This is a genomic window from Enterobacter cloacae complex sp. IR5403 (assembly GCF_049238705.1).
Lineage (GTDB): Bacteria > Pseudomonadota > Gammaproteobacteria > Enterobacterales > Enterobacteriaceae > Enterobacter > Enterobacter hormaechei_C.
In genome coordinates this window covers 1-18,975 of sequence record NZ_JBMKHP010000004.1, presented here as the reverse complement: position 1 = coordinate 18,975, position 18,975 = coordinate 1, and the positions used below count along the sequence as shown (strand labels likewise).

Annotated in this window: 16 protein-coding genes and 2 tRNA genes; 3 read left to right on the top strand and 15 right to left on the bottom strand. The window is 53.5% G+C overall.

All coding sequences use genetic code 11. From position 1 onward, the window contains the following. Positions 1–39 precede the first annotated feature (39 nt). From pnp to ACOTW6_RS07200, 8 genes are all read right to left on the bottom strand, one after another. Positions 40–2,178: a polyribonucleotide nucleotidyltransferase gene (gene pnp / locus ACOTW6_RS07235; protein WP_003861786.1), complete on the bottom strand. Its 2,139-nt coding sequence runs from the start codon at positions 2,176–2,178 to the stop codon at positions 40–42. A gap of 242 nt (positions 2,179–2,420) precedes the next feature. Then, positions 2,421–2,690, bottom strand: a complete 270-nt coding sequence (rpsO, locus tag ACOTW6_RS07230) for a 30S ribosomal protein S15 (RefSeq protein ID WP_003861789.1) — start codon at positions 2,688–2,690, stop codon at positions 2,421–2,423. Between the two features lie 154 nt (positions 2,691–2,844). Further along, positions 2,845–3,795, bottom strand: coding sequence for a tRNA pseudouridine(55) synthase TruB (gene truB / locus ACOTW6_RS07225; protein WP_062933417.1), 951 nt, complete (start codon positions 3,793–3,795; stop codon positions 2,845–2,847). Further along, on the bottom strand, positions 3,795–4,199 hold the full coding sequence (rbfA, locus tag ACOTW6_RS07220) for a 30S ribosome-binding factor RbfA (protein ID WP_003861793.1): 405 nt from the start codon (positions 4,197–4,199) through the stop codon (positions 3,795–3,797). Before rbfA ends, truB begins: the two co-directional genes overlap by 1 nt. A gap of 106 nt (positions 4,200–4,305) precedes the next feature. After that, positions 4,306–6,993: a translation initiation factor IF-2 gene (infB, locus tag ACOTW6_RS07215; protein WP_006812117.1), complete on the bottom strand. Its 2,688-nt coding sequence runs from the start codon at positions 6,991–6,993 to the stop codon at positions 4,306–4,308. A gap of 24 nt (positions 6,994–7,017) precedes the next feature. Beyond that, positions 7,018–8,520, bottom strand: coding sequence for a transcription termination factor NusA (gene nusA, locus ACOTW6_RS07210; protein WP_003861798.1), 1,503 nt, complete (start codon positions 8,518–8,520; stop codon positions 7,018–7,020). Positions 8,521–8,548: 28 nt separating this feature from the next. Then, entirely contained in the window at positions 8,549–9,001 is a 453-nt protein-coding gene (rimP, locus tag ACOTW6_RS07205; RefSeq protein WP_014833432.1) for a ribosome maturation factor RimP, read from the bottom strand. A gap of 207 nt (positions 9,002–9,208) precedes the next feature. Beyond that, positions 9,209–9,285: transfer RNA gene (locus tag ACOTW6_RS07200), tRNA-Met, on the bottom strand. A 286-nt stretch (positions 9,286–9,571) separates the two neighbouring features. Here ACOTW6_RS07200 and argG point away from each other — a divergent pair. Beyond that, positions 9,572–10,918 carry an argininosuccinate synthase gene (gene argG, locus ACOTW6_RS07195; RefSeq protein ID WP_006812118.1) on the top strand — a complete coding sequence of 449 codons (1,347 nt, stop codon included), beginning with the start codon at positions 9,572–9,574 and terminating at the stop codon, positions 10,916–10,918. A 187-nt stretch (positions 10,919–11,105) separates the two neighbouring features. Here the strand turns inward: argG and ACOTW6_RS07190 are convergent. From ACOTW6_RS07190 to rlmE, 6 genes are all read right to left on the bottom strand, one after another. Then, positions 11,106–11,192, bottom strand: a tRNA-Leu gene (locus tag ACOTW6_RS07190). Between the two features lie 9 nt (positions 11,193–11,201). Next, positions 11,202–11,534 (bottom strand): preprotein translocase subunit SecG, encoded by a 333-nt coding sequence (gene secG, locus ACOTW6_RS07185; protein ID WP_003861803.1) that lies wholly within the window; start codon positions 11,532–11,534, stop codon positions 11,202–11,204. Between the two features lie 222 nt (positions 11,535–11,756). Next, complete coding sequence (gene glmM / locus ACOTW6_RS07180) at positions 11,757–13,094, bottom strand: phosphoglucosamine mutase (protein ID WP_003861804.1); 1,338 nt, start codon at positions 13,092–13,094, stop codon at positions 11,757–11,759. Then, positions 13,087–13,935 carry a dihydropteroate synthase gene (gene folP / locus ACOTW6_RS07175; protein ID WP_062933418.1) on the bottom strand — a complete coding sequence of 283 codons (849 nt, stop codon included), beginning with the start codon at positions 13,933–13,935 and terminating at the stop codon, positions 13,087–13,089. Before folP ends, glmM begins: the two co-directional genes overlap by 8 nt. 98 nt (positions 13,936–14,033) lie before the next feature. Further along, positions 14,034–15,968 (bottom strand): ATP-dependent zinc metalloprotease FtsH, encoded by a 1,935-nt coding sequence (gene ftsH, locus ACOTW6_RS07170; protein ID WP_013098921.1) that lies wholly within the window; start codon positions 15,966–15,968, stop codon positions 14,034–14,036. Positions 15,969–16,070: 102 nt separating this feature from the next. Beyond that, complete coding sequence (gene rlmE / locus ACOTW6_RS07165) at positions 16,071–16,697, bottom strand: 23S rRNA (uridine(2552)-2'-O)-methyltransferase RlmE (RefSeq protein WP_003861812.1); 627 nt, start codon at positions 16,695–16,697, stop codon at positions 16,071–16,073. A gap of 127 nt (positions 16,698–16,824) precedes the next feature. Between rlmE and yhbY the strand changes: the two genes are divergently transcribed. Then, complete coding sequence (gene yhbY / locus ACOTW6_RS07160) at positions 16,825–17,118, top strand: ribosome assembly RNA-binding protein YhbY (protein ID WP_003861814.1); 294 nt, start codon at positions 16,825–16,827, stop codon at positions 17,116–17,118. Positions 17,119–17,269: 151 nt separating this feature from the next. Here the strand turns inward: yhbY and greA are convergent, their stop codons facing one another. Then, entirely contained in the window at positions 17,270–17,746 is a 477-nt protein-coding gene (greA, locus tag ACOTW6_RS07155) for a transcription elongation factor GreA (protein WP_006812122.1), read from the bottom strand. Between the two features lie 228 nt (positions 17,747–17,974). Between greA and dacB the strand changes: the two genes are divergently transcribed. Next, on the top strand, positions 17,975–18,975 hold a 1,001-nt coding region (gene dacB / locus ACOTW6_RS07150), incomplete at its 3' end, for a D-alanyl-D-alanine carboxypeptidase/D-alanyl-D-alanine endopeptidase (protein ID WP_421766237.1).

Below are 18,975 nucleotides of genomic sequence, written 5' to 3'. Positions count from 1 at the left end.
TAATAAGCCCTCCGCCTGCGCGGAGGGCAAATGGCAACCTTACTCGCCTTGCTGTTCAGCAGCCGGAGCTTCCGGCGCCGCAGCAGGCTGAGACTGCTCGGTTGCTTCTTTAATGCTCAGACGGATACGGCCCTGGCGGTCAACTTCCAGAACTTTCACCGGTACTTCCTGACCCATTTGCAGGTAATCGGTCACTTTCTCAACGCGCTTGTCAGCGATCTGAGAGATGTGTACCAGACCTTCTTTACCGCCACCGATGGCAACGAATGCGCCAAAGTCAACGATACGGGTCACTTTACCATTGTAGATACGGCCCACTTCGATTTCTGCCGTGATCTCTTCGATACGACGGATAGCGTATTTCGCTTTCTCGCCGTCGGTTGCTGCGATCTTCACAGTACCGTCATCTTCGATTTCGATGGTGGTGCCCGTTTCTTCGGTCAGTGCACGGATAACAGAACCGCCCTTACCGATAACATCTTTGATCTTGTCTGGATTGATCTTGATGGTGTGAATACGCGGAGCGAATTCAGAGATATCACCGCGTGGCGCGTTGATAGCCTGTTCCATTACGCCCAGGATGTGCAGACGCGCACCTTTAGCCTGGTTCAGAGCAACCTGCATGATCTCTTTGGTGATGCCTTCAATTTTGATATCCATCTGCAAGGCAGAGATACCGTCGCGGGAACCCGCCACTTTGAAGTCCATATCGCCCAGGTGGTCTTCGTCACCCAGAATGTCAGACAGAACAACGTAGTTGTCGCCTTCTTTCACCAGACCCATTGCGATACCCGCAACGGCGGCTTTAATTGGCACGCCTGCATCCATCAGCGCCAGAGAAGCACCACACACGGAAGCCATGGAAGAAGAACCGTTGGATTCGGTGATTTCAGACACCACACGTACGGTGTACGGGAATTTGTCTGCTTCTGGCATCACTGCCAGCACGCCGCGCTTCGCCAGACGACCGTGACCAATTTCACGACGCTTCGGTGAGCCAACCATACCGGTTTCGCCCACAGAGTACGGAGGGAAGTTGTAGTGGAACAGGAAGCTGTCAGTGCGCTCGCCCATCAGTTCGTCGATGATCTGTGCGTCACGTGCGGTACCCAGGGTCGCGGTTACCAGCGCCTGCGTTTCACCACGGGTGAACAGCGCAGAACCGTGAGTACGTGGCAGTACACCAGTACGCACGTCCAGGCCACGGATCATGTCTTTTTCACGGCCATCGATACGCGGCTCGCCTGCCAGTACGCGGCTACGAACAACGTTTTTCTCGATGGCGTGCAGGATTTCGCCAATTTCGTTAGCGTCCAGCGTTTCGTCTTCGGCAACCAGGGTCGCGGTCACTTCAGATTTGATCACATCAACCTGAGCATAGCGCTCCTGTTTGTCGGTGATGCGGTATGCGTCGCTCAGACGAGATTCTGCCAGTGCAGCAACGCGTGCGTTCAGCGCGTCGTTGGCCGCTTCTGGCTGCCAGTCCCAACGTGGTTTACCGGCTTCTTTCACCAGATCGTTGATGTTCTGGATAACAACCTGCTGCTGGTCGTGGCCAAATACCACAGCGCCCAGCATCTGGTCTTCGCTCAGCAGTTCAGCTTCGGATTCAACCATCAGCACCGCGGCTTCAGTACCAGCGACAACCAGGTCCAGCTTACTCTCTTTCAGCTCTTCCTGAGTTGGGTTCAGCACGTACTGATCGTTGATGTAACCGACGCGCGCAGCACCGATTGGGCCATTGAATGGAATACCAGACAGTGACAGGGCAGCAGACGCACCGATCATCGCGACGATGTCCGGGTTAACCTGCGGGTTAACGGAAACAACGGTTGCGATAACCTGCACTTCGTTCACGAAGCCTTCCGGGAACAGCGGACGAACCGGGCGGTCAATCAGACGCGCGATCAGGGTTTCGCCTTCGCTTGGACGGCCTTCACGACGGAAGAAGCCACCCGGGATTTTACCGGCAGCGTAGGTACGCTCCTGGTAGTTAACGGTCAGCGGGAAGAAGTCCTGACCTGGTTTAGCTTTTTTCTGGCCAACTACGGTAACGAATACAGCAGTGTCATCCATGCTTACCATAACGGCAGCAGTAGCCTGACGCGCCATCATGCCGGTTTCCAGCGTGACGGTATGCTGACCATACTGGAATTTACGAACGATCGGATTCAGCAAAATTCTGTCCTTTCTTAAATGTTTGAAAGCACACCACCGGTGTGCTGACGATTTAACCCGACCTTCTTCGCATCCTCGCGACTAATGACAACCGACACCCCCATGGGTGAAGCCTCTCATTAGCCGCGCGAACCTCTGCAATGAAGATCATTTATAGCAACAATACAATAGTTTCCATTGAATTGCTGCCGTCTGGTTGAAAAAAGGGGCCATCAGGCCCCCTTTTCTGAAACTCGCAAGAATTAGCGACGCAGACCCAGACGCTCGATCAGCGCGGTGTAGCGTGCAACATCTTTACGCTTCAGGTAGTCGAGCAGTTTACGACGCTGAGAAACCATACGCAGCAGACCACGACGGCTGTGGTGATCTTTTTTGTGCTCTGCAAAGTGACCTTGCAGGTGGTTAATCTGTGCAGTCAGCAGTGCAACCTGAACTTCGGTAGAACCGCTGTCGTTAGTACCACGACCAAACTCAGAAACGATTTTAGCTTTAGCTTCAACGCTTAGAGACATTTTCAAACTCCAAAGTATAAAGAATGTAAGGATGCCGATCTCTAATTCAGCTATCCCATGTACGCCCCGCAGATTGTTAAACAATTTACCAGGCGTTAAGCGGCGATATTCTACTCGTCTCCCCTGCTTATCGCAAGGTGAGGCGTTATCACCGTCACGCTTCGACCGGATAGTCGACGACCAGACGACGCGGCGCCACACGCCCTTCGCCGTCCATTTCGCCCATACCGATGAATTTGCCTTCGTCACCTTCCGTCACGCGTACCAGGCCCTCAAGGGGAGCTCCCGTTGTGCGAACCGGGTTTCCGTTCTTAAAGTAAACGGACGATGTTAAAGGAAGATTAACAACCGGGAAGTCCACTGCCGGACTGTCCATTGGCATCAGCAGCGGGTCCAGCAGATCGGCCGGCGCAACGCCCTGCGCTTGCGCCTGTTCAACCAGGGCGTGCAGATGCTCAAGCGTCACCATGCGTTCGACCGGATATTTGCTGACCGCCAGACGACGCAGATAAATCACATGCGCGCCGCAGCCCAGCTTTTCACCGAGGTCATCAATAATGGTGCGGATATAGGTCCCTTTCGAACAGTGCACTTCCAGCTCCAGCTCATCACCTTCGTGACGAATAAACAGCAGCTCATACACAGTAATCGGACGAGCTTCGCGCGGAACCTCAATGCCCTGACGCGCATATTCGTAAAGCTTCTTGCCCTGATATTTCAGCGCCGAATACATCGACGGCACCTGTAGCGTATCACCACGGAAGCTGTCCAGCGCCGCATCAAGTTGCTCTGCGCTGAAGGTCACCGGGCGCTCTTCCACCACCTGGCCATCTGCATCGGAGGTATCCGTGCGCTGGCCCAGTTTGGCAATCACGCGGTAGCGTTTATCGGAATCCAGCAGGTACTGGGAAAACTTTGTGGCTTCCCCCAGGCAGATCGGCAGCATGCCGGTTGCCAGCGGATCCAGCGCGCCAGTGTGCCCTGCACGGTTGGCGTTATAAATACGCTTCACTTTTTGCAGCACGTCGTTGCTGGATGCGCCCTGTGGTTTATCCAGCAACAGCACGCCATGCACGTCACGACCGCGACGACGAGGACGACTCATCAGTCCTCCTTGCTGTCGTCCGCCGGGTTAACACGACGCTCATCGTCATGTTTCACCACGCTGGTCACCAGGTTGGACATACGCATACCTTCAACCAGCGAGTTGTCGTAGAAGAAGGTCAGCTCTGGCACGATACGCAGGCGCATCGCTTTGCCAAGCAGAGAGCGGATGAAACCCGAGGCTTCCTGCAACGCTTTAATGCCGTTCTTCACGGCGTCTTCATCCTGGTCATTCAGGAAAGTTACAAACACTTTGGCGTACGCCAGGTCGCGAGACATTTCCACGCCAGACACGGTGGTCATCATACCCACGCGTGGATCTTTGATTTCACGTTGCAGAATGAGAGCGATCTCTTTCTGCATCTCCTGCGCGACGCGCTGTGGGCGACCAAATTCTTTCGCCATAATAAATTCTCCAGACAAAAAAGGGGCTTAAGCCCCTTTTTAAAATTACTGCCGGGTGGCGCTTCGCTTACCCGGCCTACGCTAATTAATCTTCAGTTGACGAAGATTACGCGATGGTACGCTGAATTTCGATGATCTCGAACACTTCGATCATATCGCCAACGCGAACGTCGTTGTAGTTCTTCACGCCGATACCACATTCCATACCGTTACGGACTTCGTTAACGTCATCTTTGAAGCGGCGCAGGGATTCCAGCTCGCCTTCGTAGATAACCACGTTGTCACGCAGTACGCGGATTGGGTTGTGACGCTTGATGGTCCCTTCGGTAACCATACAGCCCGCGATCGCACCGAATTTCGGTGATTTGAACACGTCACGTACTTCAGCCAGACCGATGATCTGCTGTTTCAGCTCAGGAGACAGCATGCCGCTCATCGCTGCTTTCACTTCGTCAATCAGGTTATAGATGACGGAGTAGTAACGCAGATCCAGGCTTTCAGCATCAATCACTTTACGCGCAGATGCGTCAGCACGAACGTTGAAGCCAACCAGGATCGCGTTGGACGCTGCTGCCAGGGTTGCGTCGGTTTCGGTGATACCACCTACGCCAGAACCGATGATCTTCACTTTCACTTCGTCGGTAGACAGTTTCAGCAAGGAGTCGGAGATCGCTTCCACAGAACCCTGAACGTCCGCTTTCAGAACGATGTTCACTTCGTGAACTTCGCCTTCGGTCATGTTGGCGAACATGTTCTCGAGTTTAGATTTCTGCTGACGAGCCAGCTTCACTTCACGGAATTTACCCTGACGATACAGAGCGACTTCACGCGCTTTCTTCTCGTCACGTACCACGGTGACTTCGTCACCGGCAGCCGGAACACCGGACAGGCCGAGGATTTCCACTGGAATGGACGGACCCGCTTCCAGCACTTCCTGACCCAGTTCGTTACGCATCGCACGAACGCGACCGTATTCGAAACCACACAGAACGATGTCGCCCTTGTGCAGAGTACCTTCGCGAACCAGAACGGTTGCAACCGGACCACGACCTTTATCCAGGAAGGATTCGATTACCGCGCCGCTCGCCATACCTTTACGAACCGCTTTCAGCTCCAGAACTTCAGCCTGAAGCAGGATAGCGTTCAGCAGGTCGTCGATACCGGTACCTGCTTTTGCTGATACAGGGATGAACTGCGCTTCACCGCCCCACTCTTCCGGCATAACGCCGTACTGGGACAGTTCGTTCTTCACGCGATCCATATCGGCTTCTGGCTTATCGATTTTGTTAACTGCGACAACCAGAGGCACCTGCGCCGCTTTCGCGTGCTGGATAGCTTCAATGGTCTGTGGCATCACGCCATCGTCGGCAGCAACAACCAGAACAACGATATCCGTTGCCTGAGCACCACGAGCACGCATTGAGGTAAACGCTGCGTGGCCTGGGGTATCCAGGAAGGTGATCATGCCGTTTTCGGTTTCTACGTGGTAAGCACCGATGTGCTGGGTAATACCACCCGCTTCGCCGGAGGCAACCTTAGTAGAACGAATGTAGTCAAGCAGAGAGGTTTTACCGTGGTCAACGTGACCCATGATGGTCACGACCGGTGCGCGCGGTTCAGCCGCTGCGCCCGTATCACGGTCGCTCATTACTGCTTCTTCCAGCTCGTTTTCACGACGCAGGATAACTTTGTGGCCCATCTCTTCGGCAACCAGCTGTGCGGTTTCCTGGTCGATGACCTGGTTGATGGTGGCCATTGCGCCCAGTTTCATCATCGCTTTGATGACCTGAGAGCCTTTCACCGCCATCTTGTTAGCCAGTTCGCCAACGGTGATGGTTTCGCCGATCACAACGTCACGGTTAACGGCCTGAGCAGGCTTCTGGAAGCCCTGCTGGAGAGCGGAACCTTTACGCTTGCCGCCTTTACCGCCGCGAACCGCTGCACGCGCTTCTTCACGGTCAGCTTTTGATTCAGCGTGTTTGTTACCTTTTTTCGCAGGACGCGCAGCTTTTGCACTGCGAGTACGGCCACGACCACCTTCAACTTCGCGGTCGTTGTCGTCTTCTGCCTGACGCGCATGCTGAGACGTGGTGACGTGATAATCGCTGGTATCTTCAGTTGGTTCAGCGGTATTCACACCGTTCTTCTCGTTTTCTTCTGCCATGCGACGCGCTTCTTCGGCGACGCGGCGAGCTTCTTCTTCAAGCTTGCGGCGGGCTTCTTCTTCCGCTTTACGCTTCAGCTCGGCAGCTTCATTTTCACGGCGGGCTTTTTCAGCCTGGGCAGTTTTGGTCATTTCGTCGGTCTGTTGATTGCTCACTTTGTCTTTTTCCGCAGCGTCACGCTTCGCTTTTTCACCGGCGTCGCGTTTCGCTTTTTCTGCGGCCTCACGTTCAGCTTTTAATTCTGCTTCACGTTTGGCAGTGGCTTCTGCCTCACGCTGAGCTTGTTCTTCCGCTTCACGCTGTGCCTGCTCTTCCGCGGCAAGGCGTTCTGCCTCTTGCGGATCACGTTTTACAAAGGTGCGCGTCTTGCGGACTTCAATTTGTACCGACTTGCTTTTGCCACCGGTACCAGGGATGTTCAACGTGCTACGCGTTTTACGCTGTAGCGTTAACTTGTCAGGCGTAGAGCCGTGTTCACGGTTCAGGTGCGCTAACAAGGTTTGTTTTTCTTGCGCGGTCACCGAGTCATCAGCGGACTTCGGGATCCCTGCATCAGCAAATTGCTGTACCAGGCGGTCCACGGAGGTCTGAATCTCAGCAGCCAGCGATTTTACAGTTACATCAGTCATGCTGTTCCTTCCTGCTACAGTTTATTACGCTTCGTCGCCGAACCAGCAAATATTACGTGCGGCCATGATGAGTTCGCCGGCTTTCTCGTCGGTTAAACCTTCGATATCGGCCAGGTCATCAACGCCTTGCTCAGCGAGATCTTCCAGCGTACAAACACCACGGGCAGCCAGCTTGAACGCAATCGCACGATCAAGACCTTCCAGATTCAGCAGGTCATCAGCCGGCTTCTTATCGCCAAGGCTTTCTTCCTGAGCCAGCGCCAGGGTGGTCAGTGCGTTTTTAGCGCGTTCACGCAGGGCTTCAACGGTTGGTTCATCCAGACCGTCAATTTCCAGCAGCTCTTTCATTGGCACGTAGGCCAGTTCTTCCAGCGTAGAGAAACCTTCTTCAACCAGCACAGTGGCGAAGTCTTCGTCAATGTCCAGGTATTTGGTGAAGGTATCGATCGCCGCGTGGGCTTCAGCCTGATGCTTGGCCTGAAGGTCATCAACGGTCATCACGTTGAGTTCCCAGCCGCTCAGCTGTGACGCCAGACGTACGTTCTGACCGTTACGGCCAATCGCCTGCGCCAGGTTGCCCGCTTCTACAGCGATATCCATGGTGTGTTTGTCTTCGTCAACAACGATAGACGCCACATCAGCCGGTGCCATTGCGTTGATCACGAACTGCGCCGGGTTATCGTCCCACAGAACGATATCAATGCGCTCGCCGCCCAGTTCGGTAGAAACCGCCTGAACACGTGCGCCACGCATACCGACGCAAGCACCGACCGGGTCGATACGCTTGTCGTTGGTTTTCACCGCAATTTTCGCACGGGAACCCGGATCGCGGGCCGCCGCTTTGATTTCGATAACTTCTTCGCCGATTTCCGGCACTTCGATACGGAACAGTTCAACCAGCATCTCTGGTTTAGAACGCGTCACGAACAGCTGTGCACCACGCGCTTCAGGACGTACGGCATACAGCACACCACGAATACGGTCGCCTGGGCGGAAGTTTTCACGCGGCAGCATGTCTTCACGCAGGATCACGGCTTCAGCGTTACCCGGCAGCCCTTCGGATTTGATCTCCAGAGAGATGTTATCGCGGTTCACTTTCTTCACCACGCCAGTGATGATTTCGCCTTCCTGATCGCGGAACTGATCGACAACCAGCGCGCGCTCGGCTTCGCGAACTTTCTGCACGATAACCTGCTTCGCGGTCTGGGTGGTGATACGGTCGAAGGTAACAGATTCAATCTGATCTTCAACGTAGTCACCCACGTTCAGACTTTCGTCTTCAAAACGTGCCGCTTCCAGGGTGATCTCTTTGGTCGGTTGGGTCACTTCTTCAACGATTACCCAACGACGGAATGTATCGAAGTCACCGCTTTTACGATCGATTTCTACGCGAACATCGATCTCTTGTTCGTATTTTTTCTTGGTTGCTGTAGCCAGTGCACTTTCCAGCGCTTCGAAAATCTTCTCACGCGGCAGTGATTTCTCGTTGGAGACGGCTTCAACAACAGCCAAAATTTCTTTGTTCATCGCGGGCTTTTCACCTCAATCCAGACTGTTAAAAGTGGGGAACCAGGTTCGCCTTCTGGATATTACTCAGCGCGAACACTTCATCTTTGCCTTCGACTGTCACCGTGATCATTTCACCATCAACGGCTTTGATAATTCCCTGCCATTTACGGCGGTTCTGTACGGCCATACGCAGAACGAGAGCCACTTCTTCACCGGTAAAGCGCACGTAGTGCTCGGCCGTGAACATCGGACGATCGAGGCCAGGTGAGGAAACTTCCAGGTTGTACGCAACGGTAATCGGATCTTCAACATCAAGAACCGCACTCACCTGGTGGCTGACATCAGCACAATCATCAACATTGATGCCATCTTCACTATCAATATAGATGCGCAGTGTGGATGTACGGCCGCGAACGAATTCGATGCCGACCAGTTCGTAGCCCAGTGCTTCGACCGGCGCAGTAATCATCTCTGTTAATTTTTGCTCTAATGTGGACAAGCCCACCCCCAAGACATAAAAAAAGGGCGTAAAGCCCAGTTATTCTGTAGTCAGATAACAAAAAACCCCGATAAATCGGGGCTTTAGATAACTGAACCCTATAGCCACAACTGTGGCCTGGAGCACTCTCCGAAAGCATTTTTTCAAATCCAGCTACGAAGGCTCTAAGTCTTCACAGTATATTTGAAAAAGAACTTTATGGGAAAGTGGTTGCGGGGGCCGGATTTGAACCGACGACCTTCGGGTTATGAGCCCGACGAGCTACCAGGCTGCTCCACCCCGCGCCTGAAACGTGGCAAATTCTACGCGTTTTGGACAGAATTTGCAAATAATGCTGGGATTTGGTACCGAAGACGGGACGTAAAATCGGCGTTCAGTATATTGATAGTTGACCCCACCTGTCAACCCAACTTCAGCCAGGGCAATAAAAGGGAAATTTTTACAAAAAACGCACACGTCTCTTTCGGTCGTCGATAAAAGATGATTAAATGAATACTCACTTATTTTGCATAAACATGCATCGAGAGCGAAAGCGGTCTCTAATCAGTCAATCAAGCAGGGTTTTATTATATGACGACGATTCTCAAGCATCTCCCGGTAGGACAACGTATTGGCATCGCTTTTTCTGGCGGCCTGGATACCAGCGCTGCACTGCTGTGGATGCGCCAGAAGGGAGCGGTTCCTTATGCATATACTGCGAACCTGGGTCAGCCGGACGAGGAAGATTATGACGCGATCCCTCGTCGTGCCATGGAATATGGCGCAGAGAACGCACGTCTGATCGACTGCCGTAAGCAGCTGGTTGCCGAAGGGATTGCCGCGATCCAGTGCGGTGCTTTCCATAATACGACCGGCGGCCTGACCTATTTCAATACCACCCCGCTGGGTCGTGCTGTCACCGGCACTATGCTGGTCGCCGCCATGAAAGAAGATGGCGTGAACATCTGGGGGGACGGTAGCACCTATAAAGGCAACGATATTGAACGTTTCTATCGTTATGGCCTGCTGACCAACGCCGAGTTGCAGATCTACAAGCCGTGGCTGGATACCGACTTCATCGACGAGCTGGGTGGCCGTCATGAAATGTCTGAGTTTATGATTGCCTGCGGCTTTGACTACAAGATGTCCGTTGAGAAAGCCTACTCAACCGACTCCAACATGCTGGGTGCGACGCACGAAGCGAAGGACCTGGAATTCCTGAACTCCAGCGTAAAAATTGTTAACCCGATCATGGGCGTGAAGTTCTGGGATGAGAACGTGAAGATCCCGGCGGAAGAAGTGACCGTGCGTTTCGAACGTGGTCATCCGGTTGCCCTGAACGGTAAAACCTTCTCCGACGATGTTGAACTGATGCTGGAAGCAAACCGCATCGGCGGTCGTCACGGGCTGGGTATGAGCGATCAGATCGAAAACCGTATCATCGAAGCAAAAAGCCGTGGTATTTACGAAGCGCCGGGGATGGCGCTGCTGCACATCGCTTACGAGCGTCTGCTGACCGGTATTCACAACGAAGACACCATTGAGCAGTATCACTCTCATGGCCGTCAGCTGGGCAAACTGCTGTATCAGGGTCGCTGGTTTGATCCACAGGCGCTGATGCTGCGTGACGCCCTGCAACGTTGGGTGGCAAGCGCAATCACCGGCGAAGTGACGCTGGAACTGCGTCGCGGTAACGACTACTCCATCCTGAACACTGTGTCTGACAACCTGACCTATAAAGCAGAGCGTCTGACCATGGAGAAAGGTGAGTCAGTGTTCTCTCCGGACGATCGTATTGGCCAGCTGACCATGCGTAACCTGGACATCACCGATACCCGTGAGAAGCTGTTCAACTATGTTGAGAATGGCCTGCTCTCCGCAAACTCCGGTAACGGTCTGCCGCAGGTTGAGAACCTGGAACACAGCGATAAGAAATAATCGACAATGAGACATGCAAAAGGCGCCCATTGGGCGCCTTTTTTGTGGTCTTCGTAGGCCTGGTAAGCGCAGCGCCACCGGGCAAAACGGCGGGTGGCGCTGCGCTTACCCGCCCTACAAAAGATCGGAAACACAGAATATACAGACGAAAAAAAAGACGTCTTGCGACGTCTTTCTTCTGGAATATTGGTACCGAGGATGGGACTCGAACCCACAAGCCCGTTAGGGCACTACCACCTCAAGGTAGCGTGTCTACCAATTCCACCACCTCGGTACGGAATACTTACTGCGGGATATCGCTGGTTGGCTTAGCCGGTGCAGCTGGCTGAGTTTGCTCAGTTTTCGCTGGCGCGCTCAGATTTTCCCACTCGCTTCCTTTACTGGTCTTATTGCTGTTGATATTGCCCAGCACCAGACTGATGATGAAGAACAGCGTAGCCAGAATCGCCGTGGTGCGGGTCATGAAGTTCGCAGAACCACTTGAACCGAACAGCGTACCGGAAGCGCCTGCTCCGAAGGAGGCTCCCATATCAGCGCCTTTACCTTGCTGTAGCATAATCAGCGCTACGAGAGCGATGGCTACAATAAGGAAAATAACTAAAAGAGCTTCGTACATAATCAACCTGTTCCTTGCGGATTTGCCGCATACCAATGCTTCGACCAATTAGCAGGATTTTGTTTCCCACTGAAGCGGGTGTGAATACTAACCAAAGCGAATCACCTTCGCAAGGGCATTTTCGAGGCATTGTATCAACTGCGGAAAAAAACAGCAAAAAGCCATTAATTGCTTAAAACAAAGGCGGCAAACGCCGCCTTTTTAAACACTTATTCTGAAAGATTATGCAGCTTTGACTGCATCCGCAATGCGGTGCGCAAATTCAGTCACCTGCGCTTCGTCTTCGCCTTCCACCATCACGCGGATCAGCGGCTCGGTACCCGACTTACGCAGCAGGACGCGCCCACGGCTGCCAAGAGTCGCTTCCACCTCTGCCATCACCGCTTTCACGTTATCATTTTCCAGCGGGTCGCCTTTACCCGCGGTGAAACGCACGTTGACCAGAATCTGCGGGAACATTTTCATGCCGCTGCACAGATCGTGCAGACTCATATGGTTACGCGCCATCGCGGCAACAACCTGAAGCGCCGCCACAATGCCGTCACCGGTGGTGGTTTTATCGAGCAGGATCACGTGGCCGGAGTTTTCCGCGCCGATACGCCAGCCTTTCTCCTGGAGTTTTTCCAGCACGTAGCGGTCACCCACTTTCGCACGAACAAACGGGATGCCCAGCTGTTTCAGCGCCAGCTCCAGGCCCATATTGCTCATCAGCGTACCGACCGCGCCACCCCGCAGCTGCCCCTGACGCAGGCCTTCACGCGCAATAATGTAGAGGATCTGATCGCCATCGACCTTGTTACCTTCGTGGTCAACCATGATCACACGGTCGCCATCGCCATCCAGGGCAATACCCAGATCGGCCTTTTCAGCCAGGACACGCGCCTGCAAGGCACGCACGTCTGTCGCGCCAACTTCTTCGTTGATGTTCAGGCCGTCCGGCTCGCAGCCGATAGTGATCACTTTCGCACCCAGCTCGCGGAACACATTCGGCGCAATGTGGTAAGTTGCACCGTTGGCACAGTCCACCACAATTTTGAGGTGTGCCAGGCTCAGTTCATTCGGGAAAGTGCCTTTGCAGAATTCAATGTAGCGGCCTGCGGCATCGACAATACGGTTTGCTTTACCCAGCTCAGCGGAGTCAACACAGGTGATCTCTTTTTCCATTTCCGCTTCAATCGCCTCTTCCACGTCATCCGGCAGTTTGGTGCCGTCGATGGAGAAGAATTTGATACCGTTGTCATAGAACGGGTTATGGGAAGCGGAAATGACGATGCCCGCTTCCGCACGGAAGGTGCGGGTCAGGTAGGCAACAGCAGGGGTCGGCATTGGTCCCGTAAAGGAGGCAGAAAGCCCTGCCGCCGCCAGCCCGGCTTCCAGCGCGGATTCCAGCATATAACCCGAAATACGGGTATCTTTACCAATAATGATCTTACGGGAGCCATGACGCGCCAGCACCTTTCCCGCTGCCCAGCCCAGTTTCAGGACAAAGTCAGGGGTAATTGGCGCATCGCCTACGCGCCCACGGATGCCATCGGTACCAAAATATTTACGATTACTCATAGCGTTTGTTTTCCTTCGCTGCCAGTGTGGCTTCCACCACACGCATGGCTTCTACTGTTTCTTTTACGTCATGGACGCGAATGATATGTGCACCTTGCATCGCGGCAATCACCGCGCAGGCCAGACTGCCGCTCAGACGTTCGCTCGGCCCGACATTCAACAACTGACCAATCATCGATTTTCTCGACATTCCCACCAGCAGTGGCAGGCCGAACTGATGAAACTCTGATAAGCGCGCAAGCAACGCGTAATTGTGTGAGAGATTTTTACCGAAACCGAAGCCCGGGTCGAGCAGCAATTTCTCTTTTGCGATACCCGCACGTTCACAGCGTTCGATATGCTCAATAAAGAAGCGGGTGACGTCGGCAAACACATCGTCATATTTTGGCGCCTCCTGCATTGTTTTTGGCTGGCCTTGCATATGCATCAGACACACCGGTAGCCCGGTTTCTGCGGCGGCTTCAATCGCGCCCGGCTCGGTCAGCGAGCGGATATCATTGATAATGTGAGCGCCCACTCTCGCCACTTCACGGATCACTTCGGGTTTGGAGGTATCAACGGAGATCCACACTTCAAAGCGCCCGGCGATAGCCTCCACCACCGGCACCACGCGCGTCAGCTCTTCTTCCACCGAAACCTCCGCCGCGCCAGGCCGCGTTGACTCCCCTCCAACGTCAATGATGGTGGCACCCGCGTTGATCATTAAATTCGCGTGTTTAACCGCGTCGATAAGCGAATTATGCGTGCCGCCGTCAGAGAAGGAATCAGGCGTGACATTCAGGATCCCCATCACATGAGGATGTGAAAGATCGAGATGCGAGTCCTGGGCGAATAGTTTCATGGTTAAATCCCTGGGATTAATGTGGTTAAACAGATAAGAAAAACCCCGGAGCAAGCTCCAGGGTTTGAGATACAGACAAACGCTTCAACAGCAGTGACTTACTTGTCGCCCAACTGCTCTGACATGGTGTTGCCCGGGTTTGGCGTACGCGGTTCATCGACCGGACGCGGCGCACGCGGGGTGCCATTATTGTCAGAATTGTTAGACGCGCCTGGGTCTTCCCAGCCTGCCGGCGGACGCACTTCGCGGCGCGCCATCAGGTCGTCAATCTGCGGTGCATCGATGGTCTCATATTTCATGAGCGCATCTTTCATCGAATGCAGGATGTCCATATTGTCGTTCAGGATCTGACGGGCGCGACCGTAGTTACGTTCGATCAGCGCTTTCACTTCCTGGTCGATGATACGAGCCGTTTCATCGGACATATGTTTCGCTTTTGCCACGGAGCGGCCCAGGAATACTTCGCCCTCTTCCTCTGCATACAGCAGCGGACCGAGTTTGTCGGAGAAGCCCCACTGAGTCACCATGTTACGCGCCAGGTTTGTCGCCACTTTAATGTCGTTGGACGCACCGGTCGAAACATGTTCCGGACCGTAGATAATCTCTTCGGCCAGACGACCGCCGTACAGGGTTGAAATCTGGCTTTCCAGCTTCTGACGGCTGGCGCTGATCGCGTCGCCTTCAGGCAGGAAGAAGGTCACACCCAGCGCACGACCGCGTGGAATAATCGTCACCTTGTGTACGGGATCGTGTTCCGGCACCAGACGACCGATAATCGCGTGGCCCGCTTCGTGATATGCCGTGGACTCTTTCTGCGCTTCCGTCATCACCATGGAGCGACGTTCCGCACCCATCATGATTTTGTCTTTCGCTTTCTCGAATTCCACCATGGACACCACGCGCTTGTTACCGCGAGCGGCAAACAGTGCTGCTTCGTTGACCAGGTTAGCCAGATCCGCACCGGAGAAGCCTGGAGTACCACGCGCGATGATTGCCGCGTCGATATCTGGCGCCAGCGGTACGCGACGCATATGCACTTTCAGAATCTGTTCACGACCGCGAACATCCGGCAGACCGACCACAACCTGACGGTCGAAACGGCCTGGACGCAGCAGCGCAGGGTCAAGTACGTCCGGACGGTTAGTTGCCGCGATAACGATGATACCTTCGTTACCTTCGAAGCCGTCCATCTCAACCAGCATCTGGTTCAGGGTCTGCTCACGTTCATCGTGACCACCGCCCAGGCCTGCGCCACGCTGGCGGCCTACGGCGTCGATTTCATCGATAAAGATGATGCACGGTGCTGCCTTCTTAGCCTGCTCGAACATGTCACGCACACGAGATGCACCGACACCCACGAACATTTCAACGAAGTCAGAACCTGAAATAGTAAAGAACGGCACCTTCGCTTCACCCGCGATGGCTTTCGCCAGCAGGGTTTTACCGGTACCCGGAGGGCCGACCATCAGGACGCCTTTCGGGATCTTACCGCCCAGTTTCTGGAAACGGCTCGGCTCGCGCAGGTATTCAACCAGTTCACCCACCTCTTCTTTTGCTTCGTCACAACCTGCTACGTCAGCAAACGTGGTTTTGATCTGGTCTTCCGTCAGCATACGCGCCTTGCTCTTACCGAACGACATGGCACCTTTGCCACCACCGCCCTGCATCTGGCGCATAAAGAAGATCCAGACGCCGATAAGAAGCAGCATCGGGAACCAGGAAATGAAGATAGAAGCCAGCAGGCTTGGTTCTTCCGGCGGCTCGCCTACCACTTTGACGTTTTTGGTCAGAAGGTTATCAAGCAGCTTAGGATCGTTCACCGGGATGTAAGTCGTGTAACGGTTACTATCTTTCTTGGTAACGTTGATCTCACGTCCGTTGATACGCGCTTCGCGAACCTGGTCCTGATTGACCTCTTGCAGGAAGGTAGAATAATCCACCTTGCGGCCATTCGACTCGCTGGGCCCAAAGCTCTGGAATACTGACATCAGCACAACGGCAATGACCAGCCAGAGTATTAGGTTTTTCGCCATGTCACTCAAGGGATTAACCTCATATTACAACTGTGTTAAAAACAGCGTCAGGATACTCTATATCCAGTTTCATTCAAACTTTCGCCTGAAATCTACCGGTTATCATTTTCGCCCGGTCGCTACAATATACACTTCACGGGAACGGGCCCGGGAAGAGTCCGGCTTACGAACTTTGACCTTCGCAAACAGGGAGCGAATTTCCTTAAGATACTCCTCGAAACCTTCGCCCTGAAACACCTTCACAACAAAACTACCACCAGGCGCTAGTACATCACGACACATTTCTAACGCTAGTTCCACCAGATACATGGCGCGGGGGATATCCACCGCCGGTGTTCCACACATATTTGGCGCCATATCCGACATGACAACCTGGACCTTACTGTCACCTACACGATCAAGTAATGCTTTAAGCACTAATTCATCACGAAAGTCGCCCTGAAGGAAGTCGACACCGACGATGGGATCCATTGGTAAAAGATCGCATGCGATGATTCGGCCCGTTCCGCCGATCTGCGTAACCGCATACTGGGACCATCCGCCAGGTGCCGCACCGAGGTCGACCACCGTCATTCCCGGTTTAAAAAGTTTGTCACTTTGCTGTATTTCATCAAGTTTAAACCAGGCGCGGGAACGCAACCCCTTTTTCTGCGCCTGTTGAACATATTTATCGCTAAAGTGTTCCTGAAGCCAGCGGCTGGAGCTGGCAGAACGCTTTTTACCTGTCATTTAACATTTCCGTCCTGGTTCATCGTTGCTTGCCTGTGACGTAAATTTCTACGCAGCTATTTGGCGATATTAGGGAGATGGCGGTAGAATGAACCGTTTTCAATCCCAACGTAAGCAAAAATATACGATGAATCTGAGTACTAAACAAAAACAGCACCTTAAAGGTCTGGCACATCCGCTCAAGCCTGTAGTGATGCTTGGCAACAATGGTTTGACCGAAGGGGTGCTTGCCGAGATTGAACAAGCGCTGGAACACCACGAGCTGATCAAGGTGAAAATCGCCTCTGAAGACAGAGACACTAAAAACCTGATCGTGGAAGCCATCGTGCGCGAAACCGGCGCCTGTAATGTACAGGTCATCGGTAAAACGCTGGTGCTCTATCGCCCATCTAAAGAGCGCAAAATCTCGCTGCCACGTTAAGGATATCCTGAATCGAACACATTTTCTGTGTGAAACGAGGGATTTCTTTCAGCAGGCGAGCAAAATGCCATGCTCCTTGAGTTGATAAAAGGCCGCTATGCGGCCTTTTTCTTTTCTTTACAATGTATCAACATCTTAGTAGAGAAGCGAATTACAGGTATTCAACCTTAATAATTTCGTATTCCACTTCACCACCAGGGGTGCGGATGGTGACCACATCGTCCTGCTCTTTGCCAATCAGGCCACGAGCAATCGGCGAGTTCACCGAAATCAGGTTCTGTTTGAAGTCCGCTTCATCATCACCCACGATGCGATAGGTCTGCTCTTCGTCGTTGTCCAGATTCAGGACGCTGACGGTAGAGCCGAAGATCACACGGCCATTATTTGGCATTTTGGTGATATCGATAACCTGCGCGTTAGACAGCTTTGCCTCGATATCTTTAATGCGCCCCTCACAGAAACCCTGCTGCTCACGCGCCGCGTGGTATTCAGCATTCTCTTTCAGGTCGCCATGCTCACGCGCTTCCGCGATAGCGGCGATGATTTCAGGGCGACGCACAGATTTGAGAAAATCCAGCTCTTCGCGCAGTTTTTCGGCACCACGTAAGGTCATCGGAATAGCTTGCATTTGTTATACCTCTTAAACATTCCTGTTGGGAGCAGTGTTCCCTGCTCCAGCCCACCTGAACAGGCCAGAAGCAAAAAGAAAACCGACCCGGGAGCAACGCCCCAGGTCAGCAGCAATTTTTCAATTTGATACGCATTTTACCGCGAAGTTCACTATGGGTCATCGTTTACTTTACAGTGCCATGCACCGTAGTATGACGGTTTGTTTTCGGGTTGTTAGCGCGAGATTATGCGATTTTCCAGTTTTATCATCGGATTGACTACCAGTATAACGTTCACCGTTCAGGCCGCGAATGTTGATGAGTACATTAATCAACTGCCCGCCGGCGCGAACCTTGCCCTGATGGTGCAGAAGGTTGGCGCGCAGGCTCCCGAGATTGACTATCACAGTCAACAGATGGCGCTGCCTGCCAGTACCCAGAAGGTGATCACTGCCCTCGCCGCCCTGCTCCAGCTCGGGCCTGACTTCCGTTTTACTACCACCCTTGAAACCAGAGGTAACGTTGAGGGTGGCGAACTGAAAGGCGATCTTATCGCCCGTTTTGGTGGCGATCCCACCTTTAAGCGCCAGGATGTCCGCAATATGGTGGCGGTACTGAAAAAATCCGGCGTAACAAAAATTGATGGCAACGTGCTGATCGACACCTCCATTTTCGCCAGCCACGATAAAGCGCCTGGCTGGCCGTGGAACGACATGACGCAGTGCTTTAGCGCCCCGCCAGCCGCCGCCATCGTTGACCGTAACTGCTTCTCCGTATCGCTTTACAGCGCGCCAAAACCAAATGACTTAGCTTTTATCCGCGTGGCCTCATACTACCCGGTCACAATGTTCAGCCAGGTGCGGACGCTGGCGAAAGGTTCCCCGGAGGCGCAGTATTGCGAGCTGGACGTGGTACCGGGCGATCTCAACCGCTATACGCTTACCGGCTGCCTGACCCAGCGGGCCGATCCCCTCCCGCTGGCCTTTGCCATTCAGGATGGCGCGGGCTATGCCGGTGCCATTTTTAAAGATGAACTGAAGCAGGCGGGCATAACCTACACCGGAACGCTGCTGCGCCAGACGCAGGTAAATGAGCCAGGCACGGTGATCGCCAGCAAACAGTCCGCGCCACTGCATGATTTGCTTAAGGAAGGTGCGAATAAGCGGGGAAATTCTTCTCGGCTGACTCAGTCATTTCATTTCTTCATGTTTGAGCCGATTTTTTCTCCCGTAAATGCCTTGAATCAGCC

Excerpts from the sequence above, each read along its gene's own strand:
- ftsH (WP_013098921.1), bottom strand. The coding sequence starts at position 15,968 with ATGGCGAAAAACCTAATACTCTGGCTGGTCATTGCCGTTGTGCTGATG.
- rlmE (WP_003861812.1), bottom strand. The coding sequence starts at position 16,697 with ATGACAGGTAAAAAGCGTTCTGCCAGCTCCAGCCGCTGGCTTCAGGAA.
- rpsO (WP_003861789.1), bottom strand. The coding sequence starts at position 2,690 with ATGTCTCTAAGCGTTGAAGCTAAAGCTAAAATCGTTTCTGAGTTTGGT.
- secG (WP_003861803.1), bottom strand. The coding sequence starts at position 11,534 with ATGTACGAAGCTCTTTTAGTTATTTTCCTTATTGTAGCCATCGCTCTC.
- greA (WP_006812122.1), bottom strand. The coding sequence starts at position 17,746 with ATGCAAGCTATTCCGATGACCTTACGTGGTGCCGAAAAACTGCGCGAA.
- yhbY (WP_003861814.1), top strand. The coding sequence starts at position 16,825 with ATGAATCTGAGTACTAAACAAAAACAGCACCTTAAAGGTCTGGCACAT.
- folP (WP_062933418.1), bottom strand. The coding sequence starts at position 13,935 with ATGAAACTATTCGCCCAGGACTCGCATCTCGATCTTTCACATCCTCAT.
- rbfA (WP_003861793.1), bottom strand. The coding sequence starts at position 4,199 with ATGGCGAAAGAATTTGGTCGCCCACAGCGCGTCGCGCAGGAGATGCAG.
- infB (WP_006812117.1), bottom strand. The coding sequence starts at position 6,993 with ATGACTGATGTAACTGTAAAATCGCTGGCTGCTGAGATTCAGACCTCC.
- glmM (WP_003861804.1), bottom strand. The coding sequence starts at position 13,094 with ATGAGTAATCGTAAATATTTTGGTACCGATGGCATCCGTGGGCGCGTA.
- argG (WP_006812118.1), top strand. The coding sequence starts at position 9,572 with ATGACGACGATTCTCAAGCATCTCCCGGTAGGACAACGTATTGGCATC.
- truB (WP_062933417.1), bottom strand. The coding sequence starts at position 3,795 with ATGAGTCGTCCTCGTCGTCGCGGTCGTGACGTGCATGGCGTGCTGTTG.
- nusA (WP_003861798.1), bottom strand. The coding sequence starts at position 8,520 with ATGAACAAAGAAATTTTGGCTGTTGTTGAAGCCGTCTCCAACGAGAAA.